Source organism: Paucisalibacillus algeriensis, assembly GCF_000577245.1.
Taxonomy (GTDB): Bacteria; Bacillota; Bacilli; order Bacillales; family Amphibacillaceae; genus Ornithinibacillus.
Map to the genome: position 1 here is coordinate 279,266 of NZ_CBYO010000007.1, position 23,491 is coordinate 302,756.

Annotated in this window: 23 protein-coding genes; 2 read left to right on the forward strand and 21 right to left on the reverse strand. The window is 38.6% G+C overall.

Features of this window, described 5'->3' with window-relative positions; genetic code table 11:
* Positions 1 to 104: 104 nt before the first annotated feature.
* The 5 genes from glyA to TY11_RS05915 all read right to left on the reverse strand — a co-directional run bounded on the left by glyA (position 105) and on the right by TY11_RS05915 (position 4,579).
* On the reverse strand, positions 105 to 1,340 hold the full coding sequence (gene glyA / locus TY11_RS05895; RefSeq protein WP_042143879.1) for a serine hydroxymethyltransferase: 1,236 nt from the start codon (positions 1,338 to 1,340) through the stop codon (positions 105 to 107).
* A 120-nt stretch (positions 1,341 to 1,460) separates the two neighbouring features.
* A complete protein-coding gene (locus tag TY11_RS05900) occupies positions 1,461 to 1,997 on the reverse strand; it encodes a TIGR01440 family protein (protein WP_042144258.1) in 537 nt (178 codons plus the stop codon).
* Positions 1,998 to 2,056: 59 nt separating this feature from the next.
* Positions 2,057 to 2,503, reverse strand: coding sequence for a ribose 5-phosphate isomerase B (gene rpiB / locus TY11_RS05905; RefSeq protein WP_042143882.1), 447 nt, complete (start codon positions 2,501 to 2,503; stop codon positions 2,057 to 2,059).
* A 28-nt stretch (positions 2,504 to 2,531) separates the two neighbouring features.
* Positions 2,532 to 3,824, reverse strand: a complete 1,293-nt coding sequence (locus TY11_RS05910) for a methyl-accepting chemotaxis protein (RefSeq protein ID WP_042143884.1) — start codon at positions 3,822 to 3,824, stop codon at positions 2,532 to 2,534.
* A 155-nt stretch (positions 3,825 to 3,979) separates the two neighbouring features.
* On the reverse strand, positions 3,980 to 4,579 hold the full coding sequence (locus tag TY11_RS05915) for a low molecular weight protein arginine phosphatase (RefSeq protein WP_042143885.1): 600 nt from the start codon (positions 4,577 to 4,579) through the stop codon (positions 3,980 to 3,982).
* A 404-nt stretch (positions 4,580 to 4,983) separates the two neighbouring features.
* Between TY11_RS05915 and TY11_RS05920 the strand changes: the two genes are divergently transcribed.
* Entirely contained in the window at positions 4,984 to 5,178 is a 195-nt protein-coding gene (locus TY11_RS05920) for a DUF2187 family protein (protein ID WP_042143887.1), read from the forward strand.
* A 65-nt stretch (positions 5,179 to 5,243) separates the two neighbouring features.
* On the opposite strand, the gene TY11_RS05925 is transcribed toward TY11_RS05920, so the two are convergent.
* From TY11_RS05925 to spoIIR, 4 genes are all read right to left on the reverse strand, one after another.
* Complete coding sequence (locus tag TY11_RS05925; RefSeq protein ID WP_042143890.1) at positions 5,244 to 5,780, reverse strand: manganese efflux pump MntP; 537 nt, start codon at positions 5,778 to 5,780, stop codon at positions 5,244 to 5,246.
* 253 nt (positions 5,781 to 6,033) lie between these two features.
* Entirely contained in the window at positions 6,034 to 7,068 is a 1,035-nt protein-coding gene (locus tag TY11_RS05930; protein ID WP_042143892.1) for an L-threonylcarbamoyladenylate synthase, read from the reverse strand.
* Between the two features lie 222 nt (positions 7,069 to 7,290).
* Positions 7,291 to 7,692: a GNAT family N-acetyltransferase gene (locus tag TY11_RS05935; RefSeq protein WP_042143894.1), complete on the reverse strand. Its 402-nt coding sequence runs from the start codon at positions 7,690 to 7,692 to the stop codon at positions 7,291 to 7,293.
* 78 nt (positions 7,693 to 7,770) lie between these two features.
* A complete protein-coding gene (gene spoIIR / locus TY11_RS05940) occupies positions 7,771 to 8,370 on the reverse strand; it encodes a stage II sporulation protein R (protein ID WP_042143896.1) in 600 nt (199 codons plus the stop codon).
* Positions 8,371 to 8,661: 291 nt separating this feature from the next.
* Here spoIIR and TY11_RS05945 point away from each other — a divergent pair, with 291 nt between their 5' ends.
* On the forward strand, positions 8,662 to 9,675 hold the full coding sequence (locus TY11_RS05945) for a DUF3231 family protein (protein ID WP_042143897.1): 1,014 nt from the start codon (positions 8,662 to 8,664) through the stop codon (positions 9,673 to 9,675).
* 240 nt (positions 9,676 to 9,915) lie between these two features.
* On the opposite strand, the gene prmC is transcribed toward TY11_RS05945, so the two are convergent.
* From prmC to rpoE, 12 genes are all read right to left on the reverse strand, one after another.
* Entirely contained in the window at positions 9,916 to 10,770 is an 855-nt protein-coding gene (gene prmC, locus TY11_RS05950) for a peptide chain release factor N(5)-glutamine methyltransferase (protein ID WP_042143898.1), read from the reverse strand.
* A gap of 1 nt (position 10,771) precedes the next feature.
* The gene (gene prfA / locus TY11_RS05955; protein WP_042143899.1) at positions 10,772 to 11,842 is read right to left on the reverse strand and encodes a peptide chain release factor 1; all 1,071 of its coding nucleotides are present in this window, start codon (positions 11,840 to 11,842) and stop codon (positions 10,772 to 10,774) included.
* 311 nt (positions 11,843 to 12,153) lie between these two features.
* Positions 12,154 to 12,774 (reverse strand): thymidine kinase, encoded by a 621-nt coding sequence (locus TY11_RS05960; RefSeq protein ID WP_042143902.1) that lies wholly within the window; start codon positions 12,772 to 12,774, stop codon positions 12,154 to 12,156.
* Positions 12,775 to 12,978: 204 nt separating this feature from the next.
* Positions 12,979 to 13,224 carry a type B 50S ribosomal protein L31 gene (locus TY11_RS05965; protein ID WP_026907736.1) on the reverse strand — a complete coding sequence of 82 codons (246 nt, stop codon included), beginning with the start codon at positions 13,222 to 13,224 and terminating at the stop codon, positions 12,979 to 12,981.
* A 327-nt stretch (positions 13,225 to 13,551) separates the two neighbouring features.
* Entirely contained in the window at positions 13,552 to 14,832 is a 1,281-nt protein-coding gene (rho, locus tag TY11_RS05970; RefSeq protein ID WP_042143906.1) for a transcription termination factor Rho, read from the reverse strand.
* A 501-nt stretch (positions 14,833 to 15,333) separates the two neighbouring features.
* Positions 15,334 to 16,305 (reverse strand): class II fructose-bisphosphatase, encoded by a 972-nt coding sequence (glpX, locus tag TY11_RS05975; RefSeq protein WP_042143908.1) that lies wholly within the window; start codon positions 16,303 to 16,305, stop codon positions 15,334 to 15,336.
* 339 nt (positions 16,306 to 16,644) lie between these two features.
* Positions 16,645 to 17,931, reverse strand: coding sequence for a UDP-N-acetylglucosamine 1-carboxyvinyltransferase (murA, locus tag TY11_RS05980; protein ID WP_042143909.1), 1,287 nt, complete (start codon positions 17,929 to 17,931; stop codon positions 16,645 to 16,647).
* A 253-nt stretch (positions 17,932 to 18,184) separates the two neighbouring features.
* The gene (gene fsa / locus TY11_RS05985) at positions 18,185 to 18,832 is read right to left on the reverse strand and encodes a fructose-6-phosphate aldolase (RefSeq protein WP_042143912.1); all 648 of its coding nucleotides are present in this window, start codon (positions 18,830 to 18,832) and stop codon (positions 18,185 to 18,187) included.
* A 110-nt stretch (positions 18,833 to 18,942) separates the two neighbouring features.
* Entirely contained in the window at positions 18,943 to 19,797 is an 855-nt protein-coding gene (gene fba, locus TY11_RS05990) for a class II fructose-1,6-bisphosphate aldolase (protein WP_042143914.1), read from the reverse strand.
* A 123-nt stretch (positions 19,798 to 19,920) separates the two neighbouring features.
* Positions 19,921 to 20,283: a response regulator gene (locus tag TY11_RS05995; RefSeq protein WP_042143917.1), complete on the reverse strand. Its 363-nt coding sequence runs from the start codon at positions 20,281 to 20,283 to the stop codon at positions 19,921 to 19,923.
* Between the two features lie 256 nt (positions 20,284 to 20,539).
* Positions 20,540 to 22,150 carry a CTP synthase gene (pyrG, locus tag TY11_RS06000; protein ID WP_042143919.1) on the reverse strand — a complete coding sequence of 537 codons (1,611 nt, stop codon included), beginning with the start codon at positions 22,148 to 22,150 and terminating at the stop codon, positions 20,540 to 20,542.
* A gap of 718 nt (positions 22,151 to 22,868) precedes the next feature.
* Positions 22,869 to 23,417: a DNA-directed RNA polymerase subunit delta gene (rpoE, locus tag TY11_RS06005; protein ID WP_042143921.1), complete on the reverse strand. Its 549-nt coding sequence runs from the start codon at positions 23,415 to 23,417 to the stop codon at positions 22,869 to 22,871.
* Positions 23,418 to 23,491: the final 74 nt, after the last annotated feature.

A 23,491-nucleotide genomic window follows, 5' to 3' on the forward strand; every position in this document is an offset into this window, starting at 1 on the left:
TGTGCCAAAAGCAAAGGGTTCAACTACTTTTAACATACACCACCCAGTAAAACACATCCCACCTAAAAAGAGGACACCGAATCTGGTATCCTCTCCCCTAAAAATTATACATATAAAGGTGATTTTTCAGTTAACGCCAATACGCGGTCAGCTGCTTCTTTTAGCACTGTTTCATTTTCATGATCGTGTAATGTCATGGAAATGATGCTTGCAATTTCGCGCATTTCTTGTTCTTTGAAACCTCGTGTTGTAACGGCTGGTGTTCCGATGCGGATTCCACTAGTTACAAATGGGCTTTCTGTGTCGAATGGAATGGTGTTTTTGTTAACTGTAATTCCGATATCGTCTAAAACATGTTCTGCAATTTTTCCAGTGATACCAAGTGGTGTTACATCTAGTAATAACAGGTGGTTGTCTGTTCCACCTGATACTACACGGATTCCTTCTGCAACTAGCGCTTCTCCTAGTGCTTTTGCATTGGCGATGATTTGTTGATTATAAACTTTGAAATCATCGGATAGTGCTTCCTTGAAAGCTGTCGCTTTTGCAGCAATGATGTGCATTAATGGGCCACCTTGCATTCCTGGGAATACAGCTTTATCCACTTTTTTTGCATATTCTGCTTTGCAAAGAATCATACCTCCACGTGGTCCACGTAATGTCTTATGAGTTGTTGTTGTAACAAAGTCTGCATATGGTACCGGGTTTGGATGTAGACCAGCTGCAACAAGGCCTGCGATGTGTGCCATATCAACCATAAGGTATGCGCCTACAGCATCTGCAATTTCACGAAACTTTGCAAAGTCAAGTGTACGAGAATAGGCACTTGCTCCTGCTACAATTAATTTAGGGTTTACTTCTTTTGCTTTTTCTAAAACCTTATCATAATCAAGTGTTTCTGTTTCTTTTTCTACACCATAGTCTACAAAGTTGTATAATGTCCCACTGAAGTTTACAGGGCTACCATGTGTTAAGTGTCCACCGTGGTTTAGATTCATCCCAAGGACAGTGTCTCCAGGCTCGAGTACAGAGAAATAAACTGCCATATTTGCCTGTGCACCCGAGTGTGGTTGTACGTTGGCGTGTTCTGCACCGAATAATTCTTTTGCACGGTCGCGAGCTAGGTTTTCTACTACATCGACATGTTCACAGCCACCATAATAACGTTTGCCTGGATATCCTTCTGCATATTTGTTGGTTAGTACGGAACCCATTGCTTCCATTACCGATTCTGATACGAAGTTTTCGGATGCGATTAGTTCAATTTTTGTTTGTTGGCGTTTCTTCTCTGCCTCCATTGCTTCAAATAGTTCGCGGTCTGTTTGTTTTAAGTGTTCCATTGGTAATCCTCCCTGTTTATTATTCTATTAGCTTAGCCCCTCAGAGCGATTAGTAAAATATATTTTTTTACAAGGTAATAACTTATTTATATACCTACTCTAAACAAGCTCTATCCCACGTTACCCGTATAAAGCTCTTGCTCCGCCTATTAGTTTAGGTCGGGTTTTTGCTATGTTGATTCTGGCTTTCCCTATGTATCGTTGGTTTAGTCTTACGGGTACAGCGACGTGTTTTAGATGCATGCCTATCATGGTTTCCCCTATGTCGATACCGGCATGGGCTTGTATGTGTTCCACAACTACTGGATTTTCCATGTGTTTATAGGCATAGGAAGCCATCGCTCCTCCAGCTTTCGGTACTGGAATGACGGATACTTGTTCTAATCGGTATTCTTCTGCTGTTTCTCTTTCTACGACAAGTGCACGGTTTAGATGTTCACAGCATTGAATGGCTAGATGAATGCCAGTTCTTCTTTTAAATACCATTAGTGCTGAGAAGATTTGTGAGGCGATTTCTTCACTTCCTGATGTGCCAATATGTTCACCAGCAACTTCACTTGTTGAGCAACCGGTTACAAAAATGGTTCCGCTTTTAAGAATGTTTTGATTTTCAAGTTCTAACAATACGATTTGTAAATCTCTTTTGATATTATCCATTGTCATTATCCATCACCTTACTTAGATATTTTGGCGGGGTAGGTCCCCCGCCATCATTATTATAGATTTTTATCTTCGTAGGCTGTTAACTTGTCAAGGCGTCTTTGGTGGCGGTCACCTTCGAAATCTGTTTCTAACCAAGCTTTTGCGATGTCTCTAGCAAGTCCAGGACCAATTACGCGCTCCCCTAATGCAATCATATTGGAATTATTATGCATACGGGTTAGCTTTGCACTATATACATCTGAAAGAAGTGCGCAACGGATTCCTTTTACTTTGTTTGCTGCAATGGACATCCCTATTCCAGTTCCACATACTAGAATTCCCCGGTCGAATTCACCGCTTGCTACTCTCTCTGCCGCTGGAAGAGCATAGTCAGGATAGTCTACAGATGTTTCACAACTACAGCCTGTATCCTCATATACAATACCCATTTCATCTAATAAATTTTTTACTTCATTACGTATAGTCATTCCTGCATGGTCACCTGAGATAATTACTTTCATCAGTATTTTCGCTCCTTGTCTTGTTGTATTAGTTCATACGAAACTTTTGAATTTGTTTATTTAAACCACTTGCTTGTTCCTCTAAGTCATGGACGAGATGATCCACTTTGCCAATAGAAGCTGCTTGCTCTTGAATAGATGCATTCACTTCTTCTGCTCCTGCAGACGTTTCTTCAGCAATGGCTGCAACCTCTTGTGATTGAGAGGCCGTCGCTTGGATGGAAGCAAGTTGTTGATTCACAATAGATAAAATAACATCAATTTCACCAGCTACTTCTTCCACAGAACCGGACATTTGCTCAATGGACGCATTGGTTGTCACACCATTGTTTGCTTCTCGGTTTGCGAGCTGAACATTCTCATTAATTTTCTTCACTACTTGGTTCACATCATCTTGAATTGCTTCAATTAGACTAGAAATACGCCCGACTGCTTGGGCACTTTGGTCTGCTAGCTTACGAATTTCTTCCGCAACCACAGCAAAACCTTTTCCATGTTCCCCTGCTCTAGCCGCTTCAATCGAAGCATTAAGTGCAAGAAGGTTCGTTTGCTCGGCAATTTCCCCTACCATCGTGATAATAGACTCAACTTGAAGTGCATTTTCCTTCAAGTGATCCACATCTTTCAATGAGAGTTCTTGGTCTTTTGCTAGTTTTTGAATACCTTCTACTAGTTGATGTACTACTTGTTTACTATCATTCAACGTTACTAGCATCGTTGTTGATTTTTCTTTGGATAGCCCAGCTTTTTCCTGAACCTTTTCTGCAAGAGCAGTTGCTTCTTCCACTGATTCTACGGTTTGCTGAATAGCTTCTGATGAGCTCTCTGCACCTTTTGAAATATCCTCAACAGATGCACTAATCAAATCGGAATGCTGTGCAACTAAACTCGAGGCCTCTCTCAATTGCACCACCGATTCATTCGTGTTTTTGAAATGGACATCTATATTATGTACCATTTCTTGTAGATTTTTTAGCATGGCATTAAATGATGTACTCAACGCGCGGATTTCATCATCTGAAGATGGAATTTCCACCTCCTGGTTTAGTTGACCAGCTGCTACTTCAGATGCAACAATCGCCAACTGATTCAACGGCTTTGTAATCACTCTTGCAGCAAAAAATGCTAACACCCCAGACCAAAAGATCCCCAAGAGTAAAATTACGATGGTGTAGACTTCCATAGAAACCTGCCAGAAATCTACTACAAAGTCATAAAGAAAGTACAGAAATAATGCACTCGTGGAATAAGTAATGAACGCTAATATTGTTGTGAATAATACGAGCTTTAACCTTAATCCAAAGCGATATTTGTTGCTCATCTCGTTTTCCCCCAGCATGTTTAAGTATTGTTCTTTTATATAATTATATAGTTATTAAGCTTATTCACTGCAACAGCCATGTCCAGCGCCAAACGACTAGCGAGATTCCCTCACCTACGCAAGTCGCTAACTGGGCACTTCCGCTTTTAAGTTTCTTATATTTTTTTAATTAAAAGCTCTATATTATCTTCTAATTCTTCTAATGTTTTTTGGTATGTAGCTAAATCTCCACCGAATGGATCGGAAATATCGTAGTTTATTAAGCTGCTTTCTAGTTGACTAATTTTCTGAATGTCAGGTTGTAAATATTCTCGCAACTTTTCTTCCAGTTGCACATTATTTAATTTATGTTGATTTTCATGGATAAATTGAGATTTTTTCATTTCATATTCGGCATAAAGTGATTTTAATTCATCCCATACTTTACGATCGGAATCAGATACAAATTCTTTCAATGTGTAATACTTTTCTTGAAAATTAGGATATGCCATAATGAGCGACTGCTTGTGACCGGTTGTCATTAATAAAACAATATCTGCCCAGTTTAGAAGTTTTTCATCAACCGGCTTGGATTGATGGCTTAGCGCAATTCCCTTTTGGTCTAAAAGCGTTACAACATGCTTGGATGCACGTTGATTTTTAGCCGCAAAAATCCCTGCTGATTTTACTTCTGCTCCTGGTAGCTTACTTTTCAACAAAGCCTCAGCCATCGGGCTACGACAAGTATTACCGGTACATACAAACAAGATTTTCATGAAAGAACCTCCATTCCGGTGAAAATCATCTACATATCTAAAATATAACATAGAATTATGACAGTTGACAGAAAAAGAATATAAAGTAAAAATCAATACAACAGATAATTCTGACTTTTACTTCCCCATAAATACTATCTAAAAATGATTACTTCGATACACTTCAAAATATATCAATAGTTCATTAGTCCTAGTTATTTTTTCGCAAATTGTCAAAAAGTGAGAAAAATGTAGAAATTCTAATCCATTAGTATTACTATTAGGAGTATGAAATAAAAATACCTAAGCTACCAATTTACTATTTCTATAAGTTCTTTCCATTTTTGTTTACATAGCCCTTGGTGTTTCTCTATACAATATAGAGAAGTCTCATTTAGGTATTATCCTTTGGGAGGGGAAAAGAAATGAATAATAATGAAACAGCAAATGTAGGGGATGTTGTCCTTTTTGACAGAAGGAATCAACAGTATCAAGGTAAAGTATTTCAAGTTAGAGAAAATAGTGTACTAGTTGAATTATCAAAGGATGCTGCAAAGATTTTAGGATATGAAATGCCTAACACTGTGGTGAGACACGGAAAATATAGTATTATATCATAATGAAATGGGAGACTTCTCCCTAGCAAAAGAGGATGCCCGTATCGGACATCCTCTTATTAGTTCCGTTAAAAAATGATATAAATGCCAAATCCGCAAAGAATACTGCCTCCCAATATCTCGCTATAAGCCCCTAGGAACCCCTGCACCTTTCTACCAATAATCATTCCAGCCCAGGTTAATACCATACTGCTAGCCCCGAAAAGTATTAGTGTTAATGCTGTTTTTACGCCAGATAAACCAAAACTCAGCCCAACCGAAAAACTATCGATACTAACACTTAAAGCTAAAATAAGTAAACCCAAGCCGGCTGTTTGAATCATTTTTTCCGACTCATGATTAAATGCCGAAAACAACATATGTGCTCCGATACCAAACAGTAGCAGACCACCCGCTAAGGTTGTCCAATCACCAATTTGCTCCGAGATCAATTTACCAACCACAATCCCTAGAAACGGCATGATAATGTGAAATAAACCAATCACAATGCCAATAATCGCGATTCGCTTCAACCGAATATTCTGCATTCCCAGCCCAAGGCTTACAGAAAAAGCATCCATTCCTATAGCAACTGCCATCATTAATATCGAAATAAATTCACTCATAAATCATCCCCCTTGGACATGCCTTTTACACTATATGCTGGGTTGGGTGGGATTATGATTTGTGGTCTTGGGATGAGTTTGGTATTGGGTAGGGGGTGTTTGTTGGGGTTTGGGTACATGATTTGTTGGATTGGACTCATGCTCCGAGTTTCCGGAAACAGGATTCTCGAGACATGAGCACATACCCGAATAACCACCTACGTTTCCAGAACTCAACACGAAAAAAGAGGTGATCAATGTCACCCCTTTTCCATTACTCTGCAATATACCGACTAGCTGCTTTTCTCAATCGGTTCATGACAGCTTGGCCTATTCCAATTTCCGGATAGGTATCGCAAAGAATAATGTCTACATCACCTTGCTTAAATTTTCGTAGGCCGTCATAAAGATTGGCAGCCACTTCCTCGAGTGACTCACCTAGAGAAATTTTTTCTTCGACATTCAATTTTTCTAATGTGTTACGATTCGCTAGGATGCCGACGCGTTTACCTTCTGCTATTAGTTGATTATAGGTGATCTGCATTTTTTCACTTCCACCATCGATTAGCCACATGGGAACCTCTGGTGCGTAATGTTTGTATTTCATTCCTGGTGCCTTAGGCTTTTCATTTGCCTCTGCACTTTGAAGGGCTGGATCAACCATAACCTTGCCAACTACCTCTTCTAGTTCCTCTTTGGAAATTCCGCCTGGTCTTAGGATAACGGGGATATCCTGTGTACAATCTATCACGGTTGATTCCAATCCAACACCGGTTGGACCAGCATCCACTAGTCCGGCAATTTTTCCGTTCAAATCCTCCCAAACATGGACAGCTGTTGTTGGACTTGGTTTTCCTGATAGATTTGCACTTGGTGCTGCAATTGGTATGTTACAAGTCTTTAATAGCTTGAGTGCTACAGGATGACTTGGTATCCGTACTCCTACCGTTGTTAAGCCGGCTGTTACATTATCTGCACAAGTCCCGTTTGAAGGTAATACATACGTAATTGGTCCTGGAGAAAATGTGTCTACCAATTCTTCTACATAACTAGGAACAGCTTTCACCAGTTGAAATAATTGCTCTTTTGTAGCAACATGCGCAATTAGTGGATTATCCTGTGGACGACCTTTTGCCTGGAAGATTTTCGATACTGCCTCATGATTCGTAGCATCAGCACCGAGTCCGTAGACCGTTTCTGTTGGGAAAGCCACAGCTTCCCCTACTTTCAATAAATCGCCTGCTTCTATGATCATTTTTTCATTATTTGTACCGTTCTTTGTTATATTCCATCGTTTTGTTTCTACCATTCCACTACCTCTTTTCTTTCCTCATTTTATCGGAATGATGAGTGTTTCGCAAAGTATATAGTTATCCACAAACCAAAAAGAAAACCCGTATATTATCCACAGGTTTTCCAAACAAACGTTTATTTTATTCCGGTTAATAACACCTTATCCACTACTTTTATGTTTATTGACAGTTTTTTCACAACTTATACACAAGCACTTGTGGATTATGTGCATAATCCCTTATGAAACCTCGTATGCCCACCAATTTCCTTGTTTAGGACGATTACTATTCACATTTAGTGCTTCTTTTTGTGGATGGAATTGCAAAGCTCCTAGAAGAATGTCCACGACAGGCTGATGACTATGTACATAAACCTTCTTCGCTTTCTTAGTTTTTGCTAACACAATAATCATTTCTAGTAGGACTGGTAGTCTTTGTGCAGCTTCTTTTGATATGTAGAGCTGCTTTAGCCAAAATATATCTTTTTCTACAGTTGATAGGACAAAACATCCTTTAATCTCATCACCAATCTCAACCACATATCCATCTTGTAATAAGCTCTTCTGGTCTACTTGATCTGTTGTACTTAAAAACTCTGTAATTTTATCCTCTGCTACTTCGCTTGCAATCAATAATCTCATCTTTTACACCCCTGTTATTAGTAGATTACTTCATTTAGAATCTCGCTTTTCTAGCATTTTATGCAAGGGTACTATATTCTATGACAAACCTAACCATTCAAATAAGAAAAATTTTATCTTTAGGCCTTCATCCTTTTGGGGTTCTTCATCAAATCCACCAGGACTTGCTGCAGCTACACTAATTCCGTTGGCAAAATCTAAGAAACATAACGGCGGGAATAACACACACCACCAATTTGCCCCTTCTCCTTCACCAATCGTAATTAGTATTGCTTCATATTCGCCTGCAGGGTACAAATACGATCCATAAATTTTGGTTGGAAAACTTACACTATCATTGTATTCCACATCAAATTCTCGCTTTTCCCCTTCTTCTTCTAGTGTCTGCTTCACAATTTCACTTATCTCTGGTATTCTGCTTTCTAACAACTTTCTTGCTTCCTCAATATCCGTGATATCAGCTACCCATTCTGTAATGGCAGCATTCACTTTATCACGAACTTTTTGCTTAATTTGTTGATCTGCTTCGTTATCACTGTTTGCAAGAATCCTTAAGCGTATCGCATCATCCGGGATTACTTGATAATCATCTATTTTTTTTCCATCTCCTTGCCCTTTAAGCGGTAAGGAAAGTGCTATCATAATAAGAATAATTAAAATAAATGCTAGTTTCTTCATTGTCCCCATCCCCCAGTTACTGAATTAGTCATAGTATGGACAGCCGGGAAAGTTTTTAAACTAGTAATCTAGCATATTTTCTTAAACTGGTAGTTGGTAATGATTGTCAACCTGTCAACCACAATAAAAAGGACTGATTAAACGTGTCAGCCTTGTTTTCGAACCAACGATTATACTCAATCGAATCTCCTGTATTAAAAATTGCTAAATATGGTAAGGTTCTTGCTCTATCGAGTATATTAATCGATTTCTTGTGGATATTAATATTATCAGTTTATTGGGAGGATAATAATGCAAGAGAACCATGACACAAGATTAACATCTTCTGAGATTTCAGTGATTTGGAGCAGTTACCTGAACAACTCTTTTTCCATGTGTATTATGAAATATTTCTTGGAAAATGTTGATGATCCAGATATAAAATCTGTTGTACAATTTTCACTTGATACTTCTGAGAAAAATTTCAATACCAGTAAAGAAATTCTAATGAAAGATAATCAACCTGAACCAGTTGGTTTTACGGATGATGATGTAAGTCCAACTGCTCCCCGATTATATTCGGATACATTTTATTTATATTATCTTGAAAATATGGCGAAAATCGGATTATCTGTTTATGGTGTTGCTTTAAGTACATCAGCGAATACTAAGGTCCGTGATTTTCTAAGTCTGGCGATAAAAACTTCAACAGAACTATATAATAAAACTGCCGAGATATTACTAGCTAAAGGGCTATTTGTAAGGTCACCTTATGTTACAACTTCTAACAAGGTAGATTTTATTGACGAGAAAAAGTATTTAGGTGGATTGATGGGTATGAACAACGACATTAGACCGTTAAATGTTGTTGAAATGACTCATATTGAAGCAAATGTAAAGACCAATGCAGTTGGGACCACACTATTAACAGGTTTAGCACAAGTCGCAAAATCTAAAAAGGTACGCAACTACTGCACTACTGGAAAGGAAATTGCGAAAAAACATGTTCAAGTGTTTACCACCTTTTTAACGGATGATGACTTACCTTCACCAATGCCATGGGATCTTGAGGTTACCGATTCAACAGTAGCACCTTTCTCAGATAAATTAATCATGTATCACACATCTACACTCATTTCATCTGGCATTTCTAATTACGCGACTGCATCAGCTGCTAGCTTTAGAACCGACATTCAAACATCTTATGTTCGTTTAACAGCGGAAATTACACAATATGCTAAAGAAGGTATAAACATCATGATCAAAAATAAATGGCTTGAACAACCCCCACAGATGCCAAACCATAAAAAATTAGCAAAGGAATAATTATTTGAAGTTATAGTGAGATAGAAGTGGCTGCTGCTTAATTTCAAAGATTATCTCAAGATGATTTTGTGTTCAATTACTTTTCAGGGTATTGGTCAGTTTCTAAACCAAAAATAAATAATAGGTAATTATTAAAGTAATTTCTACAAGAAATTGAAGAAACACACTCCGTTTGCAATGAGTGTGTTTCTGTTTTTTTGGAGAACTTTCTCTATACTTGATAGTCGTATAGAATTCCAATTACACCAAGTTATCCGCAAATACTATCCGATTTTTCCCATTAATATCTTTTAAAATATTTACCGTACTTTTAGGAAAGGTTTCCAGTAGTAATTCTTTTACTGCTTCGCCCTGTAAATGTCCAATTTCAAATACAACGGCCCCACCGGCGATAATTGCATTAGGGAGCTGGCCAATTATTTTCTTATATGCTGCTAAACCATTATCATCAGCAAACAAAGCCAATTCTGGATCGTGGTTTACTACCGTATCGGATAGTTCTGGTCTCTCCTCTTCTGATATATACGGTGGATTAGAAACAACAATATCTGCTTTAAGGTTTTGGGCAAAGAATGGAGCAAGAAAATCCCCTTGTAAGAACGTAACATTAGCTTGCAAATATTCCGCATTCTTCTTGGCTGTTTCCAATGCTTTTTCTGAAATGTCAATGGCATACACGTCTGCATTCGGTAGTTCTAAAGCTAATGTTATCGCTATAATCCCGCTACCAGTGCCTATATCCACAATGGTTATTGGCTCATTTTTAGAAGCGTGGTTGATGACATGTTGAACAAGTTCCTCTGTCTCAGGACGTGGGATTAAAACATGTGGATTAACGGAAAATTTTCTACTGTAAAACTCTTCGTAACCCATTAAATGCTGAATCGGCACTCCTGTTTCCACATGCTTTTCAATATCTTTACGAAATCTTTCCGCAATATGCAATGGTACATCATCACGCATTTGTGCAAAAAATTGCGTCCTCGACACATCTAAATGATATTGGAGAAGGAGGTCAGCTACCCTCGGTTCTCGATTGTTTTTTTCTAAAAAAAGAGAAGCCCACTGGAGGACTTCATATTGTTTTTGAACCATCTTATTCACCAATTTGTTCTAATTTATTTGCTTGCTCTTCCATAATTAACGCATCAATTACTTCATTAAGCTTACCTTCTAGAATTTGATCTAGCTTTTGAATGGTAAGACCAATGCGGTGATCTGTTACACGGTTTTGTGGGAAGTTGTACGTTCTAATACGCTCGGAACGGTCTCCAGTTCCAACTGCAGATTTACGATGTTCATCATATTCCGCCTGTGCTTCCTGTTGGAATTTATCATAAACACGTGCACGAAGAATTTTCATAGCTTTCTCTTTGTTTTTAATTTGGGATTTTTCATCCTGCATGGAAACAACGATACCCGTTGGCAAGTGAGTCAAACGAACAGCTGACATGGTTGTGTTTACACTTTGTCCACCAGGTCCACTTGACGCAAATAAATCCACACGAATGTCCTTGTCGTGAAGTTCAACTTCAACTTCTTCCGCTTCTGGTAGTACTGCTACGGTTGCAGTTGATGTATGGATTCGGCCACCTGATTCCGTTTCCGGTACACGTTGTACTCTGTGAGCTCCATTTTCATACTTCAGCTTGGAATAAGCACCATTTCCTTTTACCATGAAAATAATTTCCTTATACCCACCAACACCAGTTGTATGAGCATCCATTACTTCCGTCTTCCAGCCTTGGCTCTCAACAAATCTTGTATACATGCGATATAGGTCACCAGCAAATAACGCAGCCTCGTCTCCACCAGCAGCTCCGCGTATTTCAACAAATACGTCTTTATCATCATTTGGATCCTTTGGTAAAAGAAGAATTTTCATTTTCTCTTCTAATTCTTCTTTTGCTTTGCTAAGCTCGGAAATTTCCGACTTAACCATGTCCTGCATTTCCTTATCCAAATCGTCCTCGAGCATTTCTTTCGCATCTTTCAACTGATCGGTTACATCTTTATACTCACGGTACGCCTGCACAACATCCTCAAGTCCAGACTGCTCCTTGGAATACTCACGCAATTTATTCGTATCACTAATAACTTCCGGGTCACTTAATAATTCATTCAATTTATTATAACGATCCTCTAACGTTTGTAATCGTTCTAACATCACGGTCACCTCACTCAGATTAACATTCTAATTATAGTATACAGAAGGGATGAGGTCAAAATTCTTTTTAGTGAATACCATTTGGCCTCGCGATATATGTAGTTAGTTCGGCTGTTTATATTTGGTTTGGGGTTTTTGGTGTGTTGTTAAACGAAATTTATGCAAGTTCAGCAAAACTAACAGGAAAAGCAGTGGACTCTGTTTATTAGAATGGTTTTAAAAGGCTAAGTTTATAAAAAAGCTGTTACTCTGTCTATTAGAACTGTTTTAAATAAAAAGAGCACCCTCAAAAAAGGCTGCTCAACACAATATCATTTGCTAACATTCATCAACTTCCGTTTCCCTACGCTTGTTGGGCGGTTTGGGACTTCGTGGTGGTGGCGACATCTTGGTTCGTAGGATTCGGATGCGCCTACCATGATAATTGGGTCGTTGTAGGATGCTGGTTGTCCATTAATTAGGCGTTGTGTGCGGCTTGCGGGAGATCCGCAAATTGGACATATGGCATTAAGTTTTGTTACTGATTCAGCAAGGGCCATTAATTCTGGCATTGGTCCAAATGGTTCACCGCGGAAGTCACGGTCTAATCCTGCAGCAATAACACGAATGCCACGATCTGCTAATTGCTCTGCAACAATAATGATGTCTTCATCGAAGAATTGTGCTTCATCGATTCCTACAATTTCAACATTAGTTTGTAGATTTTCCAAGATTTCAGAGGAGGAACTTACTGGTGTTGCCATGATGGATGTCCCATTGTGTGAAACTACTGCTACATCGTCATAACGATTATCTATTGCAGGTTTGAATACTTGGATTTTTTGGTTTGCATAGGTTGCTCTTCGTACTCTTCGAATAAGTTCTTCGGATTTACCTGAAAACATGCTGCCACAGATTACTTCTAGCCAGCCGCTTTGCTTCATAACATACATGTTTTGGGATCTCCCTTCGTTTCTACTAGGTTTTATATGTGTATTCATCACATGTATACGTTCATTTTTAATCATTAGTATGTGTATTTGAGAAATAAAAAACAGGCAAAGCATAGTCGATTTGCCTGTTTTCTCCCGGCATGAGTAAACTCACCCAAAAATAGTATTATTTGGTCATTCACTAGATAAGTGAATTTGCCATTCTTATTTCAAATTATATTTCTTCTTGAAGCGATCCACACGTCCACCAACAGTGTCAGCTTTTTGTTTACCAGTGTAGAATGGATGAGATTCTGAACTAATTTCAACACGAATTAATGGGTATGTGTTACCATCTTCCCATTCAATTGTTTCGTTTGAAGATTTAGTTGATCCGCTTAAGAATTTGAAGTCAGAACTTGTATCTAGAAATACAACTTTTTTGTATTCTGGATGGATTCCTTCTTTCATGTCTTTCACTCCTTCTGCCCTGAATCCTTTGGAAACAGAGTTATTTTAGAGGATGTTCAAAACGTCCGGTAAAAATGACACTTTGCTGTTTCTAGTTGGCTTGATTTTCCGCTCCTCATGTACCTTTTGTGTACATTCCAGTGCTTAAATCTACGCCTCCTCGAACTGCTCGGTCCTTTTTTCCTCCTTTTGAACTCTCATTTTAAGAGCCGCGTTAGGTATAAACCTTTTCTAAACTCACTAAAAAATTATAACAATATGCGACTCTGTTTGCAATAGCTTATTGAAATATTTCATTCCGGAAATGTATTCCTACTGCTAGTTTATCTACTTCCCTGTCCGTTTACGCTGCATTTCTTCTTCTATTTTTTGCAAAAATCCTTCATTACTTTCAGATGCTTTTAGTTTTCTAAGGAAGCGTTCTAAGAAATCAGGGGAATCTTGCATGGTTTTACGAATTGCCCACATTTTATCTAATTGGCCTTTATTAACTAATAGCTCTTCTTTACGAGTTCCAGAGCGTAAAATGTCAATCGCAGGGAAAATTCTACGATTAGCAAGATTACGGTCTAAGTGTAATTCCATATTACCTGTACCTTTGAATTCCTCATAGATAACATCATCCATACGAGAACCTGTGTCTACAAGTGCTGTTGCTAAGATGGTGAAACTTCCACCTTCTTCAATATTACGTGCTGCACCGAAGAAACGTTTTGGACGGTGAAATGCCGCAGGGTCAATACCCCCAGAAAGTGTACGGCCACTTGGCGGAATTACAAGGTTGTATGCACGAGCAAGACGGGTAATGCTGTCCATCAACACAATAACATCGCGTTTATGTTCCACTAATCGCATTGCACGTTCTAGAACAAGCTCGGAAACTTTAATATGGTTTTCTGGTACTTCATCAAATGTTGAGCTTACCACGTCAACATCTGGGCTAACGGAGCGTTCAATGTCGGTTACTTCTTCTGGTCGCTCGTCTACTAACAGAATGATTAATTTTGCTTCTGGGTGATTAACGGTGATGCTATTCGCAATTTCTTTGAGTAGCATTGTTTTACCCGCTTTTGGTGGTGCAACGATTAGTCCACGTTGACCAAACCCTACCGGCGCCATTAAATCCATAATTCTTGTGGAAAGCTTGTTTGATTTTGTTTCAAGTTTCATCAAGCGATCTGGGTATAAAGCTGTTAATGCTGGGAAGTGTACTCTTTCTTTTGATGAGTCAGGGTCTTCACCGTTTACCGCATCAACATGCAATAAACCGTAGTAGCGTTCGTTTTCTTTCGGAGGTCGTACTTTACCAGATACTTTATCCCCGTTACGTAAGTCAAATCTACGTATTTGAGATGCTGAAATATAAATATCCTCTGCACTTGGAGAATAGTTTATTGGTCTTAAGAAACCAAACCCTTCTGACGGAATAATTTCTAATACCCCATCCATGAATAAAAAGCCATCTTTTTCTGCCTGTGCTTTTAAGATTGAAAAAATAAGTTCTTTTTTCGTTAGTTTCGCATAATAAGATACTTTGTATTCTCTCGCTAATGCATAAATCTCTTTTAAGGTTAGTTCCTGAAGCTTGCTTAATGTTAACTCTGCCATTTAATTATCACGCCTATTCCTTATACATATTTACTATTTTGATAGAAACACTAATGATTATGTAATATTTACATGTCCATTTTGATTCTTTAGAACTTGAAATTATTTTGATAAGGCATTTCTGATTATAGATTGAATTTTTGCTTCTTAGATGTGAAACTGTGAAGAAGGGAAGAAAATAATTAGAAGCTAGAATAGAAGTTTTGGGTCTCTCCTCTGTGCCTTGAGACAACCATTTGATTTTTTTCTTTTATCTTGTATATTAACCAAACAACACCTATCTTAAACATTTACAATATTAAACGTTTTAACAGGAATATTCAATAGTTTTTTTGCATTAAGGAAAATGTAATGTTTTTGCAGAGATTAATGTAGGAAAGTACTAGGGCCAAGTAATCATAATTCTTCTGGCTTCCACGAATATCGCTATCATTCTAAGGTATATATAAGTCAGAGGAATTGGAAAACATTGGCACGATGTTGCCAATGTTTTCCAATTATTTATTCAGGCTGCATGACTAAGTTTGGTTTTTTCTTTAAGCTATGTTCCCCATCGATAAAGCGAACTGTTCCACTTTTAGCTCGCATCACGACAGTTTGTGTTTTTGCTTTTGAGCCTTTGAATTGGACACCTTTTAATAATTCCCCATCTGTAACGCCGGTTGCAGCAAAGATGGCGTCATCCCCACTACAAAAATCATCCATATAAAAAACTTTATTAATATCACTAATTCCCATTTTGTGACAACGTGTAATTTCCTCATCATTGGATGGAACCAGTTGACCTTGCATTTCGCCACCTAAGCATTTTAGCGCTATTGCAGCAATGACGCCTTCAGGTGCACCACCAATGCCCATAAAAATATCAATACCTGTATCATCAAATGCAGTATTAATTGCAGCTGCTACATCACCATCTTGAATTAATCGAATTCTGGCTCCTGCCGCTCTAACCTCATCAATCAGCTTCTGGTGACGAGGACGATCTAGCAAAATTACAACAAGGTCTTCAATATCTTTGTTTTTAGCCATTGCAACTGCCTTTAAGTTATCAATGGTTGGTGCATTAATATCAATTTTGCCTACAGCTTCTCGTCCTACTGCTATTTTTTTCATATACATATCCGGTGCATGAAGAACTTTACCATGGTCACCGATTGCGATAACGGTTAATGCGTTTGTTGTTCCACTGGCCACGATATTGGTTCCTTCTAATGGATCAACTGCTATGTCAACTAGTGGGCCTGTTCCAGTACCAAGCTTTTCTCCGATGTATAGCATTGGGGCTTCGTCCATTTCGCCTTCCCCAATAACTACAGATCCTCTCATCGGAATGGTATCAAAAACGTCGCGCATTGCTGTTGTTGCAGCATCGTCTGCTTCTTCTTTTTTTCCTCTTCCCATCCAACGTGCGGATGCAAGTGCTGCTGCTTCTGTTACGCGTACGATTTCCATTGTTAAGCTTCTTTCCATGTTCCCCATCTCCTTTAAGTAAATAAAGCCTCATCCCAAGAAGGTTTATATACTTAAAAGTTGGATTATAGATGGAACTTTCTTGCCATGTTCGCAGCCCGAATTCACTCCGCTTTCCATGGGCGGCTGGTGAGCCTCGGGCCAACAGGATGTTGGTCACAAAGGCGTTGCCTCAGGATGAGGCGTCCTTAGCCTTTGAACCCCTATTTGCTATTGACGGGGTCTCACCTATGCCTATCCTCCCATAGGAGTCTCCGTGTATTCGGGCTGCTCTGGTTAAAATACAAAACACTTTTAATTAATTAAAATAACCACTTAATAAAACTCAAACAAGAAACTCTACGAATTCTGGTATTGTAAGATCTCGGTTTCTGTCATGTCTTCACGCCATACGTTTGCGCCTAGGGTGTTTAGTTTTTCTGTTAGGTTTTCGTATCCTCGGTCGATATGGTCGAGTCCTGTTATTTCGGTTATTCCATTGGCCATTAGTCCTGCGATTATGAGTGCTGCTCCGGCTCGGAGGTCACTAGCTTTGACTCGTGCTCCTTGTAGTTGTACTGGACCTGATACGATGACAGAACCGCCTTCTACTTTAATGATGGCATTCATTCTTCTTAGCTCATCAATATGCTTGAGCCTAGCGGAATAAATGGTATCCGTCACTACTCCGGTATTATGTGCTTTTGTCAGCAAGCTGGTAAATGGTTGTTGTAAATCCGTTGGAAAACCAGGATATACTAATGTTTTTATGTCCACGCTTTTTAATGGTTTCTTGGCTGCAATATATAGTTGGTCGTCTGAATCTTCTACGGTGACACCCATTTCGCGTAGTTTCGCTAATAGTGATTCTAAATGCTGTGGAATCACGTTATCAATTATTACTTCATTGCCGGCGGCAGCAGCTGCAATGGCATAGGTACCTGCTTCGATTCGGTCCGGTATTATGGTGTGTCTACAACCATGTAAGGTAGGTACTCCTTCGATACGGATAACGTCCGTCCCAACACCCTTAATTTTCGCACCCATATTGGTTAGTAAGGTTGCCACATCAATAATTTCTGGCTCTTTCGCTGCATTTTCAATGATGGTTTTCCCTTTTGCCTTTACAGCGGCAAGCATGATATTAATGGTGGCACCAACACTAACCACATCTAAATAGATACGGGCACCTCTAAGCTCGTTTGCTCGAAGATAAATCGCACCTTGTTCATTGGTTACTTCCGCACCTAATGCTTCGAATCCTTTGATATGTTGATCAATCGGACGAGGGCCTAAGAAGCATCCACCTGGCAAGCCGATCACTGCTTTGTTAAATTTGCCCAGCATGGCTCCCATAAAATAATACGATGCTCTTAGTTTTTTAACTTTTCCATTTGGTAGTGGCATGGAAATCATGTTTTCTGGATCGATATGTATCGTTTGTCCATCCCACGCAACCTTCCCACCGATTTCTTCTAACAAATCACTTAATGTATATACATCCGAAATTTCTGGCAGTCCTTCTATTGTAACCTCCGAATCAGCTAAAATAGCAGCTGGAAGGAGAGCTACTGCTGAGTTCTTAGCTCCACTGATGCGTACCTTACCATTTAAGACATGACCGCCCTCAACTATCATTTTTTGCACGTCAAAAACCCCGCTTTATGAGGTGAGGATGTTACTAAGATTTGTCCCCTTTTACATCCTCCACATTATTTAAATATTCCAGCCTTTTTATTACCCAGTTCTACATCTCTTCAAACCTTGGACCAAACTGATTGAAAAACTTGGCGTTGCTTTTCTTAGATGAATAATTGAGCACACACCACCTAAACAGGTAGGAGTTCTCTAAAACACTGAAATTTCTAGTCAACCTTAGTGTGGTCGTACTAGCTGTAATTTATTGATTTACTTTTGCCCAATCTGCAAGAAACTTTTCAATTCCTTGATCTGTTAATGGATGCTTCACTAGCTGAGCAAGTACGTTATATGGTACTGTCGCAATATGTGCACCGTTTAGAGCCGCATCTGTTACATGCATCGGATGTCTAATACTTGCAGCGATAATTTCTGTCTCAATACCATGACGATTAAAGATTTCAGCGATTGTTGCAACTAATTGCATACCATCATGACCAATATCATCTAAACGACCAAGGAATGGCGAAACATATGTAGCTCCAGCTCTAGCAGCTAACAATGCTTGGTTCGGATTAAAGATAAGCGTAACATTTGTTTTGATACCTTTGTCACTAAACGCCTTCACTGCTTTTAATCCCTCAAGTGTCATCGGTACTTTAATCGTAATATTAGGTGCAATAGCAGCTAGCTCTAAACCTTCTTTAATCATTCCTTCTGCATCTTCAGCGATAACTTCTGCACTTACAGATCCTTCTGTAACTTCTGCAGTTATCTCTTTCAGACGATCTACAAATGATACACCTTCTTTTGCAACAAGACTTGGATTTGTTGTTACTCCTGCTAAAACACCAAGTTTGTTAGCTGAACGGATTTCCTCAATATTTGCTGTGTCGATAAAAAATTTCATGTAGTTTTTTCCTCCCCTATTTTATAGGAATAGCCCTGTCTATTAGACCATCTACATATATAATATATACGTAGTTCGACCAAATGGATAGGGCGTATTGTTAAAAATTATTAAGCTTGATTAGAAGAACCAAATTCACGCATTTTACCAATTACAGTTTGTTTAATTGCTTCTGTTCCTGGTCCTAAGTATTTACGAGGATCATAAACTTCTGTTTTCTCATTTAATACTTGGCGAACGGCTTTCGCTTGAGCCATTTGGTTTTCTGTATTTACATTAATTTTAGCTGTACCTAATGAAACAGCTTTTTGGATATCCTTTGTTGGAATTCCAGTACCACCATGTAGTACTAATGGAACTTGTGTAAGGTTTAAAATTTCTTCCATTTCTTTGAATCCTAGATTAGGTTCTCCTTGATAAGGACCATGAACGGAACCAAGTGCTGGTGCTAGGCAGTCAATACCTGCTTCTTTCACGATACGAACACATTCCTCAGGATCCGCATAGTTAATTCCACCGATAACACCGTCTTCTTCTCCACCTACTGTACCAACTTCAGCCTCAACAGATACCCCGTGGATATGTGCTAATTCAACAACCTTTTGTGTTGTTGCAATGTTTTCCTCGATCGGTGAGTGAGAAGCATCAATCATAACAGAAGTAAATCCTGCATGAATTGCTTGGGCACATTTTTCAAAGCTTGAACCATGGTCTAAATGGATAGCAACAGGAACTGTAGTACCATATTCTTCCATTAATGCTTTAACCATTGCTACAACTACCTTGAAGCCACCCATATATTTTCCAGCACCTTCAGAAACCCCTAGAATTACAGGAGATTTTTCCGCTTCAGCTGCTTGCAAAATCGCTTGTATGTACTCCAAATTATTTATATTGAACTGTCCAACTGCATAGCCATTGTCTTTCGCTTTATTCAACATGTCTTTCATAGATACTAATGGCATTTGAATGTCCTCCTTCGTGATAGATCAAATCCATCATTTTGTTCACTTCAGTATTAGAATACCAAAGTCAAAGACATGCATGCAAGGTAATCGAGTCGAAGTGGCTATTTGAAAAAATTCCAACTAGTCTGCCAGTAATTGTTTTACATAATCTCTTACCTCAAGAACATCAAAAGGCTTGGACAATACTTTTTTTACACTTGTTAATTCATATGTAAGATCTTTAAAGCTTTCTGCTAAACCACTCATGATAATAGTATTGATATCTTTATTTTCTTTTTCTAATTGTTTTACGACTTCAATACCATCCATAATAGGAAGCTTATAATCTATTATCATTAAATCAATCTTATGCTTGTTAACCATTTCTAATGCCTCTTTTCCATTTTGGGCAGTGTGAACTTGAAATCCTTCACTACCCAGTAAATCCTCTAGCAAAAGCCGGATTCCAATTTCGTCATCAACTATCAATATTTTTCTCTTCATTTTGACAACATCCCCCTTTATCATTAACTATTCGATATAAAGCACTAAAATCCCTTCTTTTTAGCGAACGCTCCAAATGGTAAATTATAGAATTATTAAACCTCTAATCGCGGTATTCGTATATCATATCGACAGTAACTAGTACCCTATTGTCCTAATTGATAAACGTTAAATTGAATATAACAAAAAAACGCGAATTGGATCACATAGGGATACAATTCGCGACTAATGCACTACTAGTATTAATTTGGCATGATTATTTCTGGCTATTTAGTTCTACTGCAGCGCCAATAAAACCTTTGAATAAGCTTTGTGGTCTTGTTGGACGTGATTTAAATTCTGGATGGAATTGACATGCCACAAACCAAGGATGATCTTGAATTTCAATAGTTTCTACTAAACGACCATCTGGGCTTGTTCCTGAGAAAATAAACCCTTTTGCTTCCATTTCTTCCCGATATTCATTATTAAATTCATAACGGTGACGATGGCGTTCCTCCACCATCTCTGCACTATCATAAGCAGCTTTTGTCTTGGTACCTTCCTTCAATTTACATGGATAAAGACCTAGACGAAGTGTTCCACCTAAATCCTCCACATCTTTTTGTTCTGGAAGTAAATCAATGATAGGATGTGTTGTATTTGGATTAATTTCTGCTGAATGAGCATCTTCATACCCTAGTACATTACGAGCAAATTCAACTGTTGCTAACTGCATTCCCAAACAGATTCCGAAGAAAGGAATGTTATTTTCACGGGCATATCGAATTGCTTCAATTTTCCCTTCGATTCCGCGGTCTCCAAAGCCACCTGGTACGATTACGCCATCGACTTGTGATAACTTTTCACGAATTGTTCCAACATCCATTTTCTCTGAATTAATCCAGTGAACATTGATATCTGCATCAAATGCATAGCCTGCATGTTTTAGTGATTCCACCACAGAAATATAAGCGTCTTGCAGTTCAACATATTTTCCAACTAAGCCAATGTCAACAGTCTTGGATAAATTGGTTACACGGTCCACAAGTTCTTTCCATTCTGTCATATCGGCACCGGCCACTTCTAATTCAAAGTGATTACAGATGATTTGATCTAAATGTTGTTCTTGTAATGAAAGTGGGATTTCATAAAGGTTTGCCGCATCTTGCATTTCAATTACTGCTTCTTCACGAATATCACAGAAAAGAGCAATTTTATCTTTCATATCTTGGCTAATTTCATGTTCAGTACGTAATACTACTGCATCTGGTTGAATCCCTAATGAGCGTAGTTCTTTTACGCTATGTTGTGTTGGTTTTGTTTTTAGTTCACCAGCTGCTTTGATAAAAGGCACTAATGTACAATGAATGTACATGACGTTTTTCTTGCCAATATCACTTTTCACTTGGCGAATTGCTTCTAGGAATGGAAGAGATTCGATATCCCCTACTGTTCCACCTATTTCTGTTATAACAACGTCTGCATGGGTAGCTTCACTTGCTCGGAAAACTTGATCTTTGATTTCATTGGTTATGTGTGGGATGACTTGAACAGTTCCGCCAAGGTAATCACCACGACGTTCTTTGCGAATTACGTTTGAGTATACTTTTCCAGTAGTAATGTTGCTGTATTTATTTAGGTTTTCATCAATAAATCGTTCGTAATGTCCTAGGTCTAGGTCTGTTTCTGCACCGTCGTCTGTTACGAATACTTCTCCGTGTTGGTATGGGCTCATAGTGCCTGGGTCAACGTTTATATATGGATCAAATTTTTGAATAGTTACTTTTAATCCTCTGTTTTTAAGTAATCTTCCTATTGATGCTGCTGTTATTCCTTTTCCTAGTGATGACACGACGCCACCTGTGACGAAAATGTATTTTGCCACCCTTATCCCTCTTTCTGTGTATGATTAATATAAATGAAAATAAGTACGGCCACTGTTTGGTTTTAGTTTGTGCTTAATTTATTTTTAGAATCGTAGAAAATAAAACTTCCCAGTGGTTTTAAACATTTTGTTGTTACTTTCTGGCCAAGTCCGCGGCCAGATACACTTCGCTTTTACTTCCAGCACAGGGGCGACATCTGCTCGAAAAAACCATCGCAGTGTCTACCTTGCCATGGGCGGCTGGTGAGCCTCGGGCCAACAGGATGTTGGTCACAAAGGCGTTGCCTCAAGATGAGGCGATCTTAGTCTTTGAACCCCTAATTCCTGCTGCGGGGTCTCACCGATGCCATTCCTCCCACAGGACAAGAAGCGCTTCGTCAGCATGACATCGCACGCAGAAAAAACGCTCCTCTTTTTCAAGGAGTCTTCGTGTATCTGGCCGCTCAATGCGAAAAAATTAATAATCCTTCTTGGACGTATGAGTTACAACCTAATAAAAATAACAGTAATTAATACTTACCAAATCACTTTTTACTAGCTATAAAAGAAGATTCCTTAAAAGAAGATTCTTTTTGCTGCTAGGGTATTGATTCCCGTTATGGGCTTGTGTAAAACACAAAAAGCGCTCCCCTTTTTAAGGGAAACGCTTTGAATAAATAATTTTAAAGAGCCCAATACATATTGTACAAACCTGTTCTATAAAAGTCAAGGTGTGTTTTTATTTTTCGTCGTCTAGGTCTTCTTCTTCGATTTCATTAAGGTCTTCTAGTTCATCATCGACATCGTCTTCATCATCGTCATCGAATTCATCGAAATCTTCATCTTCTAGTTCAAAGTCTTCTTCTTCATCTTCGTCAATATCATCGAAGTCCTCGTCGTCTAGATCATCATCGTCATCTAGGTCAAGATCTAAATCATCGTCTTCCAGATCTAAGTCGTCATCATCTTCAATTTTCTTTTTAGATTTCTTCTTTTTCTTCTTCGGTTCGTTGTGGATATCTTCGTCCATTTGTTCAAATGGATACCAGCGCTTTAATCCCCACATGTTAGCACCTAGGGTAATGAATCTTCCGTCTACGTTTAAGTCTGTGTAGAATTGTGCTAGTAGGTCTGCTTTTTGTTGTTCGGTATAACCTTTTAGTTCTGCAACTTTATTGAAAATATCTCTAAAGTCCATTGCTTTTGTTTCTGCTAGTAATACTTCTTTTGCCAATTCTAACATTGACATTCTTTCAATTTCCTCGCGGCTAAGATTATCCAAGCTCACAATACCGCACTCCCTTTTCGTTAATATACAGTTTCTATTAAAAATGAATCCTATAGGGTAGGATAACTCTTGCT

Excerpts from the sequence above, each read along its gene's own strand:
- TY11_RS05995 (WP_042143917.1), bottom strand. The coding sequence starts at position 20,283 with ATGAAGAGAAAAATATTGATAGTTGATGACGAAATTGGAATCCGGCTT.
- TY11_RS05920 (WP_042143887.1), top strand. The coding sequence starts at position 4,984 with ATGAATAATAATGAAACAGCAAATGTAGGGGATGTTGTCCTTTTTGAC.
- TY11_RS05965 (WP_026907736.1), bottom strand. The coding sequence starts at position 13,224 with ATGAAAGAAGGAATCCATCCAGAATACAAAAAAGTTGTATTTCTAGAT.
- fba (WP_042143914.1), bottom strand. The coding sequence starts at position 19,797 with ATGCCATTAGTATCTATGAAAGACATGTTGAATAAAGCGAAAGACAAT.
- fsa (WP_042143912.1), bottom strand. The coding sequence starts at position 18,832 with ATGAAATTTTTTATCGACACAGCAAATATTGAGGAAATCCGTTCAGCT.
- glpX (WP_042143908.1), bottom strand. The coding sequence starts at position 16,305 with ATGGAAAGAAGCTTAACAATGGAAATCGTACGCGTAACAGAAGCAGCA.
- prmC (WP_042143898.1), bottom strand. The coding sequence starts at position 10,770 with ATGGTTCAAAAACAATATGAAGTCCTCCAGTGGGCTTCTCTTTTTTTA.
- TY11_RS05960 (WP_042143902.1), bottom strand. The coding sequence starts at position 12,774 with ATGTATGTTATGAAGCAAAGCGGCTGGCTAGAAGTAATCTGTGGCAGC.
- glyA (WP_042143879.1), bottom strand. The coding sequence starts at position 1,340 with ATGGAACACTTAAAACAAACAGACCGCGAACTATTTGAAGCAATGGAG.
- TY11_RS05935 (WP_042143894.1), bottom strand. The coding sequence starts at position 7,692 with ATGAGATTATTGATTGCAAGCGAAGTAGCAGAGGATAAAATTACAGAG.
- rpiB (WP_042143882.1), bottom strand. The coding sequence starts at position 2,503 with ATGAAAGTAATTATCTCAGGTGACCATGCAGGAATGACTATACGTAAT.
- rho (WP_042143906.1), bottom strand. The coding sequence starts at position 14,832 with ATGGCAGAGTTAACATTAAGCAAGCTTCAGGAACTAACCTTAAAAGAG.
- spoIIR (WP_042143896.1), bottom strand. The coding sequence starts at position 8,370 with ATGAAGAAACTAGCATTTATTTTAATTATTCTTATTATGATAGCACTT.
- TY11_RS05910 (WP_042143884.1), bottom strand. The coding sequence starts at position 3,824 with ATGAGCAACAAATATCGCTTTGGATTAAGGTTAAAGCTCGTATTATTC.
- TY11_RS05930 (WP_042143892.1), bottom strand. The coding sequence starts at position 7,068 with ATGGTAGAAACAAAACGATGGAATATAACAAAGAACGGTACAAATAAT.
- TY11_RS05900 (WP_042144258.1), bottom strand. The coding sequence starts at position 1,997 with ATGGATAATATCAAAAGAGATTTACAAATCGTATTGTTAGAACTTGAA.
- prfA (WP_042143899.1), bottom strand. The coding sequence starts at position 11,842 with ATGTTAGAACGATTACAAACGTTAGAGGATCGTTATAATAAATTGAAT.
- TY11_RS05915 (WP_042143885.1), bottom strand. The coding sequence starts at position 4,579 with ATGAAAATCTTGTTTGTATGTACCGGTAATACTTGTCGTAGCCCGATG.
- TY11_RS05925 (WP_042143890.1), bottom strand. The coding sequence starts at position 5,780 with ATGAGTGAATTTATTTCGATATTAATGATGGCAGTTGCTATAGGAATG.
- TY11_RS05945 (WP_042143897.1), top strand. The coding sequence starts at position 8,662 with ATGCAAGAGAACCATGACACAAGATTAACATCTTCTGAGATTTCAGTG.